The organism is Bosea sp. ANAM02 (assembly GCF_011764485.1).
Lineage (GTDB): Bacteria > Pseudomonadota > Alphaproteobacteria > Rhizobiales > Beijerinckiaceae > Allobosea.
On sequence record NZ_AP022848.1, the window covers coordinates 362,850 to 375,081 of the forward strand.

Consider the following 12,232-nt stretch of genomic DNA (forward strand, 5'->3'; position numbering starts at 1 on the left):
CCTTGCTGCGCTGGATTCTGCTGATCCCGTTCGCCTGCCTCGTCGCGATGGGTGCGGGCGTGTTCTTTCTGGGTATGGCGAGCTTCGCTTCGCCCGCCGTGGCCATGCTGATCGGCGGTGGCATCGAGCGCCTCATCGATATCCTGTTCGGGCTCGCCGAGAGCGGTGCCGATCCGGCACCGGCCGCGCAGGCGGCCTTCGCCCTGATCGGCAGGCTCGGCATGGCGATCATCGTGGCGCCGGTGGTGCTGGTCGCGGTCGGCTCCGAACTCTTCCGCCTGCGCAGCGGCCTGCTTCAGAGCGGTTTCACCGGTCTGTTGGCCGCGCTGCTGCCGCTTGCGATGCTGCGGCTGTCGCGCGCGCCGAGCCCGGCCGAGCTCCAGATCATCTCCGGCCTCTTCCTGGTCGGCGCGGCGACGGGCTTCGTCTACTGGCTGATCGCCGGGCGCCGCGCCGGCGGCGAGCGCCCGGCGCAGCCTTGACCTTCACGCGTCATTCTCGGGCGAAGCGAAGCGCCGACCCGAGAATCTCAGGTAGGAAAAGACGTGGAACCTCCTTCGAGATGAGATGCTCGGGCCAAGCCCGAGCATGACGGCGTTTCATGCCGCTCAATCCCCGATCGCCACACCCTCTCTCCGGCCGTCTGCGCCGCCCAGATAGCCTTCCGGCGTCTTGACGATGGCCTGCGTGCCCGAGGTCATTTCCAGCAGGCGGACCTCGTGGCCCTTCGCTTCCAGCGCGGCCTTCCAGGCTTCGGCCTCGGTGCCCTTCTCCAGCTCGGTCGGGCCGTTGCGGCTGCCGAAATTGCCGAAATCAACCGCCTGTTGCGGGTCCATCTTCCAGTCGAGCAGCGCGACCAGCGTCTTGGCGACATAACCGATGATCTGGCTGCCGCCGGGCGAGCCGACCACGCCATAAAGCCGGCCGAAGGCATCGAAGACGAGCGTCGGGGTCATGGAGGAGCGTGGGCGCTTGCCGGGCTCGACGCGGTTGGCGACAGGCTTGCCGTCCTCCTCCGGCGCGAAGTTGAAATCGGTCAGCTCGTTGTTGAGCAGGAAGCCGCCCTTCGTCATCAGGCGCGAGCCGAAGCCATCCTCGATCGTCGTGGTCATGGCGATGGCGTTGCCGTCCGCATCGACAACGGAGATATGGCTGGTGCCGTTCTCGATACCGTCGGAGGGGGCGAGGAGCTGTGCGCGCCGATGCGGCGGGTTGCCCGGCTTGGCGCGGCCCATCGAGCGCTCTGGGCTGACGAGGCCGGCCCGCGAGCGAATATAGCCGCGGTCGATCAGGCCGCGCACGGGCACGCTGATGAAGGCGGGATCGGCGAGATAGAGCGCGCGATCGGCAAAGGCGAGCCGGCCGGCCTCGGTGAACCAGTGCGCGGCCTCGGCGCCCGGCCCCATGCGGCGCAGGTCCTGAGCTTCGAGGATGCCGAGCATCTGCTGGAGTGCGACGGCGCCCGAACTCGGCGGGCCCATGCCGCAAAGGCGCCAGATGCGATAAGCGCCGCAGACCGCCTCGCGCTCCTCGACCTTGTAGGCGGCGAGATCGGCTAGGGTGATGTCGCCGGGATTGGTCGGGTGACCGGTAACCGTCGTGACGATGTCCTCGGCTATCGCGCCCTTGTAGAAGGCTTCCGAGCCCTGCGCTGCCACAGCCCGCAGCGTTGCTGCGAAGGCTGGGTTCTTCAGGACGGTACCAACGGCCTTGGGCTTGCCGTCCGGCTCGTAGAAATAGGCGGCGGCCAGCGCGCTCTTCGGCAGGTCCTTCTCTCCGGCGAGCAGGCCGTTCAGGCGCGGCGAGATCGCGAAGCCCTCCTCCGCCAGCTTCAGCGCCGGTGCGACGACATCCGCCCAGGGCAGCTTGCCCCAGCGGCGATGCGCCTCCTCCAGCAGCTTCAGCGTGCCGGGCACGCCGACCGAGCGGCCGCCGATCACGGCCTCGCGGAAGGGCATCGGCTTGCCGTCCTTCATGAAGCGGTCGGGCCTGGCGGCGGCCGGTGCGACCTCGCGGCCGTCGAGCGTCGTCACCTTGCGGCCGGCCTCGTCCCAATGGACGAAGAAGGCGCCGCCGCCGATGCCGGAGCTTTGGGGTTCGACCAGATTGAGCACGAGCTGGATGGCGATGGCGGCGTCGGTGGCGCTGCCGCCGGCGCGCAGGATGTCGCGCCCGGCCGTCGCGGCCAGCGGATTGGCGGCGGCGACCATGAAGCGCTGCGCCGTTCCGAGCGTCTTGGCGGCCCGCCCGGTCGCGGCCTCCGGGGCGGGGGCTTGCGGCTGGGCGATGGCAACCTGGGTGGCCAACAGGGCGGATGACAGGGACAGGAAGAGAGACAGGCGCATGGGCGAAGCTCCGGTGAGGAGCGCAGGATAGGCTATTCGTCGCGGCCTGACAGCTTGGATGGATGGGCGCTGGCGGCTAAAGTCCGAATCGCTTGTTCTGACGTTGCCAAAAGGGGTTTTCGGCATGTCGTTTTCGACCCAACTTCGCCGGCCGCTGACCTGGCTCGTCCTCGGCATGCTCGGAATCGCGCTCGCCGGCTGCGGCTACAACAACGTGCCGACGCTGGAGGAAAAGGCGAAGGCTGCCTGGTCCGAGGTGCAGAACCAGTATCAGCGCCGCGCCGACCTGATTCCGAATCTGGTCGAGACGGTGAAGGGCTATGCCGCGCAGGAGCGCGAAGTGCTGACGGCCGTGGTCGAAGCCCGTGCCAAGGCGAGCCAGGTCAAGGTCGATGCCTCGACGATCAACGATCCCGCGAAGTTCAAGGAATACCAGGACGCGCAGAACCAGCTTACCGGCGCGCTCGGGCGGCTGCTCGTCACGGTCGAGCGTTATCCCGAACTCAAGTCCAACCAGAACTTCCTCGCCCTGCAGTCGCAGCTCGAAGGCACCGAGAACCGCGTCGCGGTGGCCCGGCGCGACTACATCCAGGCCGTGCAGGCCTTCAACACCGAGATCCGCACCTTCCCGGGCGTGATCTGGGCGAAGCTGTTCTGGGGCGCCAAGCCGATGGAGACCTTCACGGCGACCGCTGGCGCCGAGCGGCCGCCGGCGGTGAAGTTCTGAGGTTGTGACGACCTTGCCGGAAGAGGCGCGGGGAACCCCTCTCCCGGGTGGGAGAGGGGTTCTGCGTTGCGTTTCCGCATTCTTCCTCTTTTTGTTTTGCGCGTTCTCCGCCTTCGCCGCCGAGCCGACCTATCCGACATTGACCGGGCGGGTCGTCGATGGCGCCAATCTGCTCGCGCCCGATATCCGGCAGAAGCTCAAGGACAAGCTCAAGGCGCATGAGGACAAGACCTCCGATCAGGTCGTGGTCGCGACCGTGCCCTCGCTGCAGGATGTCACGATCGAGGATTTCGCCAACGGACTCTTCCGGCACTGGCAGCTCGGCCAGAAGGCGAAGAACAACGGCGCCCTGCTGATCGTCGCGCCGAAGGAGCGCAAGGTCCGCATCGAGGTCGGCTATGGGCTGGAAGGCGCGCTCACCGATGCGCTCTCCAAGGTCATCATCACCACGGCGATCGCGCCCAAGTTCAAGACCGGCGATTTCGCCGGGGGGATCGAGGCCGGAGTCGACGCCATCCTGACGATCCTCGCGGGCGATGCCGAGGAATGGCAGCGGCGCGCCGAGGTGCGCTCGGACGAGAGCACGCTGGGCGAGGACATCGCCGTCGTCATCGCGATGATCTTCATCTTCCTGTTCGTCGTCGCCTTCCTGCGCGGCCTGAGCCGGCAGGGCGGCGTGCGCCGTCACCGGCTGCGCAACGGGCAATGGGTGACGCTGCCGCAGAGCACGGGCTGGAGCACCGGTTCGGGTTCCAGCTCGGGCTGGAGCGGCGGTGGAGGAGGCTGGAGCTCGGGCGGCGGCGGGTTTTCAGGTGGCGGCGGCTCCTCCGGCGGCGGCGGGGCTTCGGGAGACTGGTGATGGATGCAGCCGACAGGGATGCGATCGCGGAAGCCGTGCGCCGGGCCGAACTGCAGACGGCCGGCGAGATCGTCGTGGTGATCGATCGGGCGGCGTCGAGCTATCGCAACGTCCCGGTGATGATGGCGCTGACGCTCGCGCTGTTCGTGCCCTGGCCGCTGCTCTGGCTGACGGTGATGAGCGCGCAGCGGATTTTCCTGATTCAGCTCATCTGTGCGGCGGGCCTGCTGGCGAGCCTGCTCTGGTACGGCCGGGGCGGGCGTTTCGTACCCGGATTCGTCAAGCGCCGGCGTGCGCATGACGTGGCGCTGCGGGAGTTCACGGCGCGCGGCCTGACCCGGACGAAGGGCCGCACCGGCGTGCTGCTCTATATTGCCCTGCAGGAGCGCTATGCCGAGATCCTTGCCGATACCGGCATCGACGGGCTGGTCGAGAAGGATACCTGGCGCGGCATCATCGAGCCGCTGCTCTCCGCTGCGCGGGAGGACCGCCTGACCGAAGGTCTGATCGCCGCCGTGGGTTCGGTCGGGACCGTGCTGGGGCAGCATGTGCCGCCCGTGCCCGGCGATGTCGACGAGCTCTCGAACAAGGTGATCCTGCTTTGACCTGACTCGCAGGCTCAGCGCTTCGCCATCCCCTTGGCGGCGGCGAGGATCGCTCCGGGCATCACATGGCCGTATTTGCCGGGGCGCTCGGCCTGGACGATCACGACATAGCCGTCGGCCTCCGGCGCCTGGGTTGCCGAAAGCGGCGCGGTGACCGTCGCTTCCTTGCCGGTCCAGTCGCCGACGCGAACCATGCCGCGCACGACATTGGCATAGGCGAGCGTGCGGCCCTGGTTCTCGCCGCGCGTCACCGGTACCGCCGCCTGATGCGTGGTCGGCAGGATCCAGATCCCGGCCGTCACGTCGCCCTCGCCGCCGGTCGGGGCGACCCTGATCTGGAGAGCGCCGTTCTCCTCCTTCAAGGCGATGCGAGCAGCGAAGCCGGTCGTCGCGAACTGGTTCACCGCCTTCTCGATTTCGCCGCGCTCGGAGCCGATCGCATGGGCTGCGCCGTTGATCACGACCTGCGGGGTGTAGACCTGCCCGTCGCCGCGGGCCTTGGCGTAGAATTTCTGGCGCCGGGCGAAGGAATCCTTCCCGAGCGTGTCCTTCCAACCGAGATAGTCCCAATAGGTCACCGGCAGGGTGAGCGCGATCAGCTCGGGGTCCCTGGCGAGCTCGACGACGAGCGCATCGGCCGGCGGGCAGGATGAACAGCCCTGGCTGGTGAAGAGCTCGATCACCGCCTTGGGCGCCTTCGCCGGCGTCTGCGCCTGTGCGGCCGCCATGCCGAGGGCAAAGACGGCGATGGTCGCTGCGAGATGGCGCGGGCGCGGGAACATGATCGGGACTCTGCGGACGACTTCTTTTCCGGAGGTTACCAAAGCCCGCAATTCACTCGCGAGGGAAATCACGTTGCCTTGAAAACGGGCACGGTCGCGCTGGCGTGATCGAAAGCCTCGCGCGCCGCGGCGGAGATCATGTTGGGCCGCCAGCGGCGATGCATCCAGAGCCATTGCTCGGGATATTCGCGCACCCAGCCTTCGACGACGACCGTCATCATCGCCATCGCACCCTGCACGTCGATCTCGCCATTGGCGTCGCGCGGCAGGTCGAGCGGCGGCGTCAGCTCCAGCCGGAAGCGGTGGTTCGGCAGGCGGATGACGCGCACGCCATGGACCGGGCATTCGAAGCGCCGGGCGAATTTGGCCATGATCGGATTGGTCAGCGCCGGACGGCCGAAGAAGGGCACGACGACGCCACGGGTGAAATGCTGGTCGATCAGCATGCCCAGATGGCCGCCATTTTCCAGCACACCCTGCATGGCGAAGGCCGCGCCTTGCTTCGCGGCGGCCAGACCGCCCATCGCGCCGGAGCGGATCTCATGCACGACGGCGGCGATCGCGGGATCGTTGGGGGCCCGGAAGACCGCGGTGGTCTCGAGATCGTAGGTCTGCGCGCAGATCGCCGGCAGTTCCCAGTTGGCGAGATGGGTCGAGAAGATCAGGCCGGGCTTGTCGTCGTCCTTGAGCGCGATGAAATGCTCGATGCCCTTGACCTCGACGCGCGAGGGCTTGTCGGGGTTGTGGTAGTCGTAGTCGAAGAGCGCCTTCAGATTGGCGTACTCGCCGGCGACGCGGCCGAGATTCTCCCAGGCGCCGCGTGCGATACGCCTGACCTCGGCCTCGTCCTTCTCGGGGAAGGCGGCGCGGATATTGGCGAGCGCGACGCGATTGACCGGGATCAGCGGGCTTGCGGTCCGCAGCAGCCAGCCGCCGAGATCGCTGGCACGCTCGGGGCCGAGCATGCGCAGGAACGCGAACAGGGTGCGGATCACGCCGATCATCACCGCGGCGCCGGCGCGCGCGGCGATAGCCTTCAATCGTCTCAAGGTCGGTCCTACCTGAAACGCCCGTGCCGAGAGCAAGACCGGGCCTCAAAGGCGCGATCTGAGGCAGGAACGCGCCCGCGTCAAGTCTTTGACGGGAAACAGGTCCCGATCAGAAGGCGATAACGACCTTGCCGAAGACCTTGCGGCCTTCAATCCGGGCGAGGCCCTTTTCGAATTCAGCCAGCGGGAAGACCGAATCGATCACCGGCTTCATGCCCCCGGCCATCTTCTCGAGCGACTGGGCGATGTTCTCGATCCGGCAGCCGAAGGAGCCGGTGATGCGGTATTGCTGCTGGAAGAGCTGCATCAGGTTGATCGTCGCCGAGGGGCCGGAGGTGGCGCCGCAGGTTACGAGCCGGCCGCCGCGCTTCAGGCAGAGCAGCGAGCCGTTCCAGGTGTCGGCACCGACATGCTCGAACACGACATCGACGCCCTTGCGGCCGGTCAGCTTGCGGACGACACCCTCGAAACGATCCTCGCGATAGTTGATGACGTGGTCGGCACCGAGCGCCTTGGCCTTGGCGCCCTTCTCGTCGTCGCCGACGGTCGTGTAGACCGTGCAGCCGATCGCCTTGGCCATCAGGATCGCGGCCGTGCCGATGCCGGAGCCGCCGGCATGGACCAGCACGGATTCACCCGGCTCAAGCCGAGCATTGTCGAAGAGCATGTGCTGGACCGTGCCGAAGCCGATCGGCGCGCAGGCGGCGTCCTCGAAGGAGACGCCTTTCGGCGCTTTGATGGTGAGGCGCGCCGGGCGGTTCAGCAATTCGCGGGCGAAGCCGTCGATATGGAAGCCCATGATGCCGGCGACGTTCTCGCAGAGATTGTCGCGACCCTCGCGGCAGGCCTTGCACTGGCCGCAGGTATCGGCGCCATAGGCGGTGACGGTATCGCCCGGTGCGAAGCCGGTCACGCCCTCGCCGACGCAGACGATCTCGCCGGCCGCTTCGACGCCCGCCGCCTGCGGCATCTTGCGCTTGGCGAAGGCCATGCCGCGGAAGCCCCAGAGGTCGAGATAGTTCAGACCGACCGCCTTGATGCGGATCTGCACCTCGCCGGGAGCGGGCGGCGGCGGCGGCTCGATCTCCTCGAGACGGAGGTCACGGTCGCCATGAAGCTGGAGGGAACGCATGAGGGGATCGGTCTTTCAGAGCGTATCCGGCCATTGCCGGGAGGTATGGAAAACAGCGAGAATTTCGACACGGCCATCGCGGACGCGGTAAGGCATGATATAGTTCGTGCCGGAGACCACGAGTTCGCGCGTTTCCTCGACACGGCCTGGCCTGCCTATGGCGGGGTAATCGCCTAGCGCCTTGGCGGAAAGCCGGAGCTTTCGGGCCAGGGCAAGCGCCGCAGCCGGATTGAAATCAGCGACATGATGGCCAATCTCGCGTAAATCGTCTTTCGCGCGAGGCGTCCAGATCAGCTTCATCGAGCGGCGTCAATCCGCGCTTGCAGCTCCGCCTCGATGGCATCCAGCTCCTCTTCGGTCGCAAACTCACCACGATCGGCCTGGGCAATGCCTTCCTTAATTTTGGCGATTTGCCAAGCGTTCAGCTCGACATAGTCCTGGATCGCCTTTGCCGCGATCCAGTTGCGCGAGCGGTCGGTGTCGGCGGCCAGCGCGTCTAGCTTGGCCAGCATCTCGTCGTCGAGGCGGATGGTGAAGGCTGCCGTCATGTCGGTTCACTCCGGTTCGAGATGAACCATAGCACGAATGGCAGTCCGGTCGAACTCAGCGATGCACGCCGAGCTGGGCGGTCAGGCCACCGTCGATCGGCAGCACGGTTCCGCTGATATAGGCGGCGGGCTCGCTCATCAGGAAGGCGGCGAGGCCCGCGACCTCCTCCGGCCTGGCGAAGCGGCCGGCCGGGATCTGCGCTTGCATCTTGTCGCGATAGGCGGCGTAGGGCGCCATCATGTCGGTATCGACGAATCCGGGCGCGATCACGTTGACGGTGACGCCGCGCTTGCCGGTCTCGACGGCCAGCGTCTTGGCATAGGAGATCAGCGCGCCCTTGGACGCCGCATAGGCGGCGTTGCCGGGATTGCCACGAAGCGCCGCGACCGAGCCGATCGCGACGATGCGGCCGCCACGGGCACGGATCATGTTACGCATCAGGCTCTTGGCCAGGCGGGTGAAGGCCCAGAAATTGACCTGCATCGCCGCTTCCGCCTTGTCCTGCGCCATCATCGCGGCGAGCGAATCGTAGGGCTGCCCGGCATTGTGGACGAGACCGAAATAGCTCTCGCCCTCGCGCGCCTCGCAGAATGCTTCAAGGGCATCCTTGTCGGAGAGGTCGAGCGGCAGAGCGATGACCGCGCGGCCGGGATGGCTCGCGGCGATCTCCTGCGCCAGCGCCTTCGCCTGGTCGGCGGAGGAGCGGAAGGTGAAGTCGACATCGTGGCCGGCGGCTGCGAGCGCGCGCACGATCGCGGCGCCGACGCCCTTCGCGCCGCCGGTAACGAGAATCTTGGTCATGCAGCCTCCGGGGGCGCCGTCAGCACGAGGCAGGTGTTCTGGCCGCCGAAGCCGAAGGAGTTGGAGATTACCGTCCGGACCTTCGCCTTGCGGGCCGTGTTCGGCACGACGTCGAGCGCGATGGCCGGGTCGGGGTTCACATAGTTGATCGTGGGCGGGATCGTGCCGTTGGCGATGGTCATGAAGGAGATCACCGCCTCGACCGCGCCGGCCGCCGTCAGCGTGTGGCCGATCATCGACTTGTTCGAGGAAATCGGCAGCTTGGCCATGCGCTCGCCGAAGACGGCGGCGCAGCTCATCGCCTCCATCTTGTCGTTCTCGGGCGTCGAGGTGCCGTGGGCGTTGATGTAGTCGACATCGTCGGGCGTCAGGCCGGCATCGGCCAGCGCGTCCTGCATGGCGAGGATCGCGGGCTTGCCGTCCGGGCTGGAGCGTGTCCGGTGAAAGCCGTCGCCGCGCTCGCCGCAGCCGGCGACGATGCCGAGAATGGTCGCGCCGCGCGCCAGCGCGTGGTCGTAATCCTCCAGCACCAGCGCGCCCGCGCCCTCGCCCATGACGAAGCCGTCGCGGTTCTTGGAGAACGGCTTGGCCGCGCCTTCCGGCGGATCGTTCTGGGTCGAGAGGGCCGAGAGCAGCGAGAAGCGAATCAGCGCCTCCGCGTGGATCGAGCCGTCGGTGCCGATGCAGAGAGCGGCCTGGGTATCGCCCCTTCTGATCGCCTCGACGCCCATCTGGATCGCGGTCGCGCCGGAGGAGCAGGCGGTCGAGAGCGAGATCGGCGAGCCTTTGGTGCCGAACCGGTCGGCGATATGGTCGGCGACGCCGCCGAAGACGAAGAGCTCGTGCATCGCCCGGAATTTCCCGGTGGCGGCGGTGCGCAGCAGGCCGTCGTAATCCGCTTCGCCGGAGGTGGCCTGGGCCATCTCCTGCTTCTGCGGCCATTCCATTTCGACGGGCGGGACGGCCATGAAGAGCTCGCCGGGGAAATCGCCGGCCGAGCCGATGCCGCTTTGGCCGACAGCCTCCTCGGCCGCGAGCGTCGCGAGTTTCTCGGAGAGCTGAGGCGCGGTGAATGGGCCGTCGAACAGGAAATCGACGGTGCCGCCGATGCTGGTCTTCAGGCCCTCGGTCGGGAAGCGGTCGATGCGGTGGATGCCGGATTTCCCAGCGGTCAGGGCCTGCCAGTTGGTCTCCTTGCCCTGGCCGAGCGAGGTGACGACGCCCAGGCCGGTGACGGCGACGAGCGGACGGCCCTTGGCGTCGCGATGCGTGCTCATGGCTTCAACCTCACGATTGAACGAGATGCGCGGCGCCCTCGCCACGCCAGTGACCGGCGCCGGTGACGATCGCTTCCCCGGCCTGCCCGGCTGACAGGGCGATTGCCGCCAGCGCCACCGAAACCGGGAAGGCAGCCTCGACGCCGTGGCCGACGAGATCGCCGGTCGCGATGCGTTTGGCGGAAGGCGCTGCCGCGGCGATGGCGGCTGCTTCCTCGCCGGTAATGCCGGCGCAGCCGGTCGCGGCGGAGATGGCGAGCGCGTCGCTGCCGATCGGACCGAAGCCGCCGAGCAGCGTCGTCAGGGCCGCCTGGACGGTGCCGGCCTCGCGGCGGCTGCGGGCGGCCCCAGTGTGGCTCAGCTTCGCATAGGCCTTGGCGCCGCGGGCGGCGGCACGCTCGGCCGATTCCAGCACGAGGAAGGCACCGGCGCTGCCGGTGATCAGGCCGGGCGCATTCCCGCGCGCGAAGACCGGCTGGAAATCGTCGCGATGCAGATAGCCACCGAGCTCGAAGAGCAGCAGCATGTCGCGGCGCTCGGCATTATAGGCGCCGCCGACCAGCATCAGGTCGGACTGGCCCGAGGCGATGCGGGCATGAGCGGTGCGGATCGCGTCGACGCCGGCCTGCTCCTCGCCCATGAAGGTGCGGGACGGACCGGTGACGCCGTGGACGATGGCGATATTGCCGGCGAGCAGGTTGGAAAGCTGGGCGAGGAAGAGCGTCGGCCTGAGATCGCCCATCAGGCGCTCGTTGAGGAAGGCGCCGGGCTCATTGGCGCCGCGCAGGCCTTCGAGGATGGCGGCATCGACGGCATGGTCGCGCTCGCCGCCGCCGGCCGCGACGATGACCTGCAGGGCGCTCTTGGCCTCGGCATCGTCCTTCAGCCCGGCGGAATCGAGCGCGAGGCCGGCGGCGTAGACGCCGAGGCGCTGCCAGGGCTCCATCTGGCGCTGGTCGGATTTCTTCGGGATCTGCCGGTCGAGCTCCAAGGGCGCCAGCGGGTGGAGCGGATAGGGCTTGAAGCTCTCGGTATCGACGACCGGTGGGCCGCCGGCGGCGAGCGCGGCGGCATGGGCTTCGACGCCTTCGCCGAGGCTGGAGGCGATGCCGATGCCGGAGATGACCACGTCGCGGCGGTTCATGGGGCAGGCTCCGGCGTCAGGCCGATCGCTTCGATGCGGCTTAGCATCAGCGCGCGCATATCGGCGGGGAAAGGCATCAGGCGGAAGCGCAGTTCGGCATCGCAGATCGGCTTGCCCTCGCTGGTCAGCTTCACCTTGGTCGCGGCGTAGCCGGAGCCCTCGATCACCAGCTCGGCGCTCGCTTCCAGCTCGGTGCGGGGCTCGACGAAGGTGCGGAAGCGCGCCTTGTCGACCGTCATCAGGAACGGCATCTGCGAGAGGCCGTTGAGGCCGAGCAGGAGATAGCCCGAGGCTTGCGCCATCGTCTCGGTCAGGAGCACGCCGGGCACCAGCGGGTGGCCGGGGAAGTGGCCCTCGAAGACCGGGCTCTCGGCGGGGACGGTGGAGCGCGTCACGATGCGCTTCTGCGACGGATCGAAGGTCACGACCCTGTCGATCATGTCGAAATATTCGAGGCGCATGCGATCCTTGATGTGATGAGCGCCAGAACGGCGCAAGGCCGCGACACGGATCGGTCGATCCGCGCAACGGCCCCTATGCTCTATCGGGAGCCGCGCGCCGGCTCAAGCCCGGCGGCGGCGGAAGGCTGTTACGCCTTCTTGGCGGCGACGAGGTCGTCGATGCGCTTGCAGAGGTTCTCCAGCACGAAGTACTGCTCGGCCGGGGCCTTGCCCTCGTTGACTTCCTGCGTCCACTGCTCGAGCGGCAGCTTGATGCCGAAGGCCTTGTCGATCGCGAAGGCGATGTCGAGGAAGGCCAGGGAATCGATGCCGAGATCTTCGATCGCGTGGCTCTGCGGGGTGATCTTCTCCCGCGGAATATCGCAGGTCTCGGAAATGATGCCGGCGACCGTCTCGAACGTGGCGGACATGCTGCGGGTGCTCCCGTCTGGTATCGGTGATGGCGGACGACATCCGAGCGCGGGATATCGCCCTGCGCCTGCCCCAAGTCGCCACCGAGGA

At 67.7% G+C, this 12,232-nt stretch carries 15 protein-coding genes; 4 read left to right on the forward strand and 11 right to left on the reverse strand.

The window, feature by feature from the left end:
- Positions 1 to 2 precede the first annotated feature (2 nt).
- The gene (locus OCUBac02_RS01770; protein ID WP_173043226.1) at positions 3 to 482 is read left to right on the forward strand and encodes a hypothetical protein; all 480 of its coding nucleotides are present in this window, start codon (positions 3 to 5) and stop codon (positions 480 to 482) included.
- 126 nt (positions 483 to 608) lie between these two features.
- On the opposite strand, the gene ggt is transcribed toward OCUBac02_RS01770, so the two are convergent.
- Positions 609 to 2,345: a gamma-glutamyltransferase gene (gene ggt, locus OCUBac02_RS01775; protein WP_173043227.1), complete on the reverse strand. Its 1,737-nt coding sequence runs from the start codon at positions 2,343 to 2,345 to the stop codon at positions 609 to 611.
- Positions 2,346 to 2,469: 124 nt separating this feature from the next.
- Here ggt and OCUBac02_RS01780 point away from each other — a divergent pair, with 124 nt between their 5' ends.
- The 3 genes from OCUBac02_RS01780 to OCUBac02_RS01790 all read left to right on the forward strand — a co-directional run bounded on the left by OCUBac02_RS01780 (position 2,470) and on the right by OCUBac02_RS01790 (position 4,536).
- Positions 2,470 to 3,072 carry a LemA family protein gene (locus tag OCUBac02_RS01780; RefSeq protein ID WP_047572869.1) on the forward strand — a complete coding sequence of 201 codons (603 nt, stop codon included), beginning with the start codon at positions 2,470 to 2,472 and terminating at the stop codon, positions 3,070 to 3,072.
- A 91-nt stretch (positions 3,073 to 3,163) separates the two neighbouring features.
- The gene (locus OCUBac02_RS01785; protein ID WP_348521641.1) at positions 3,164 to 3,931 is read left to right on the forward strand and encodes a TPM domain-containing protein; all 768 of its coding nucleotides are present in this window, start codon (positions 3,164 to 3,166) and stop codon (positions 3,929 to 3,931) included.
- Positions 3,931 to 4,536 carry a TPM domain-containing protein gene (locus OCUBac02_RS01790; protein ID WP_173043228.1) on the forward strand — a complete coding sequence of 202 codons (606 nt, stop codon included), beginning with the start codon at positions 3,931 to 3,933 and terminating at the stop codon, positions 4,534 to 4,536. Before OCUBac02_RS01785 ends, OCUBac02_RS01790 begins: the two co-directional genes overlap by 1 nt.
- Positions 4,537 to 4,550: 14 nt before the next feature.
- On the opposite strand, the gene OCUBac02_RS01795 is transcribed toward OCUBac02_RS01790, so the two are convergent.
- From OCUBac02_RS01795 to OCUBac02_RS01840, 10 genes are all read right to left on the reverse strand, one after another.
- A complete protein-coding gene (locus OCUBac02_RS01795; RefSeq protein WP_173043229.1) occupies positions 4,551 to 5,318 on the reverse strand; it encodes a DUF1223 domain-containing protein in 768 nt (255 codons plus the stop codon).
- Positions 5,319 to 5,386: 68 nt separating this feature from the next.
- Positions 5,387 to 6,322, reverse strand: coding sequence for a lipid A biosynthesis lauroyl acyltransferase (locus tag OCUBac02_RS01800; RefSeq protein ID WP_173049250.1), 936 nt, complete (start codon positions 6,320 to 6,322; stop codon positions 5,387 to 5,389).
- Positions 6,323 to 6,476: 154 nt separating this feature from the next.
- Positions 6,477 to 7,499 carry a zinc-binding dehydrogenase gene (locus OCUBac02_RS01805; protein ID WP_173043230.1) on the reverse strand — a complete coding sequence of 341 codons (1,023 nt, stop codon included), beginning with the start codon at positions 7,497 to 7,499 and terminating at the stop codon, positions 6,477 to 6,479.
- A gap of 15 nt (positions 7,500 to 7,514) precedes the next feature.
- Positions 7,515 to 7,799, reverse strand: coding sequence for a type II toxin-antitoxin system RelE/ParE family toxin (locus OCUBac02_RS01810; protein WP_173043231.1), 285 nt, complete (start codon positions 7,797 to 7,799; stop codon positions 7,515 to 7,517).
- Complete coding sequence (locus tag OCUBac02_RS01815) at positions 7,796 to 8,047, reverse strand: CopG family ribbon-helix-helix protein (protein ID WP_047572887.1); 252 nt, start codon at positions 8,045 to 8,047, stop codon at positions 7,796 to 7,798. The genes OCUBac02_RS01810 and OCUBac02_RS01815 overlap by 4 nt, the downstream gene beginning before the upstream one ends.
- Before the next feature lie 55 nt (positions 8,048 to 8,102).
- Positions 8,103 to 8,849, reverse strand: coding sequence for an SDR family oxidoreductase (locus OCUBac02_RS01820; RefSeq protein ID WP_173043232.1), 747 nt, complete (start codon positions 8,847 to 8,849; stop codon positions 8,103 to 8,105).
- Positions 8,846 to 10,126 (reverse strand): beta-ketoacyl-ACP synthase, encoded by a 1,281-nt coding sequence (locus OCUBac02_RS01825; RefSeq protein ID WP_173043233.1) that lies wholly within the window; start codon positions 10,124 to 10,126, stop codon positions 8,846 to 8,848. Before OCUBac02_RS01825 ends, OCUBac02_RS01820 begins: the two co-directional genes overlap by 4 nt.
- A 10-nt stretch (positions 10,127 to 10,136) precedes the next feature.
- On the reverse strand, positions 10,137 to 11,270 hold the full coding sequence (locus tag OCUBac02_RS01830) for a beta-ketoacyl-ACP synthase (protein WP_173043234.1): 1,134 nt from the start codon (positions 11,268 to 11,270) through the stop codon (positions 10,137 to 10,139).
- Positions 11,267 to 11,731 (reverse strand): 3-hydroxyacyl-ACP dehydratase FabZ family protein, encoded by a 465-nt coding sequence (locus OCUBac02_RS01835; protein WP_047580419.1) that lies wholly within the window; start codon positions 11,729 to 11,731, stop codon positions 11,267 to 11,269. The genes OCUBac02_RS01830 and OCUBac02_RS01835 overlap by 4 nt, the downstream gene beginning before the upstream one ends.
- Positions 11,732 to 11,859: 128 nt before the next feature.
- Positions 11,860 to 12,141 carry an acyl carrier protein gene (locus tag OCUBac02_RS01840; protein ID WP_047580420.1) on the reverse strand — a complete coding sequence of 94 codons (282 nt, stop codon included), beginning with the start codon at positions 12,139 to 12,141 and terminating at the stop codon, positions 11,860 to 11,862.
- Positions 12,142 to 12,232 lie beyond the last annotated feature (91 nt).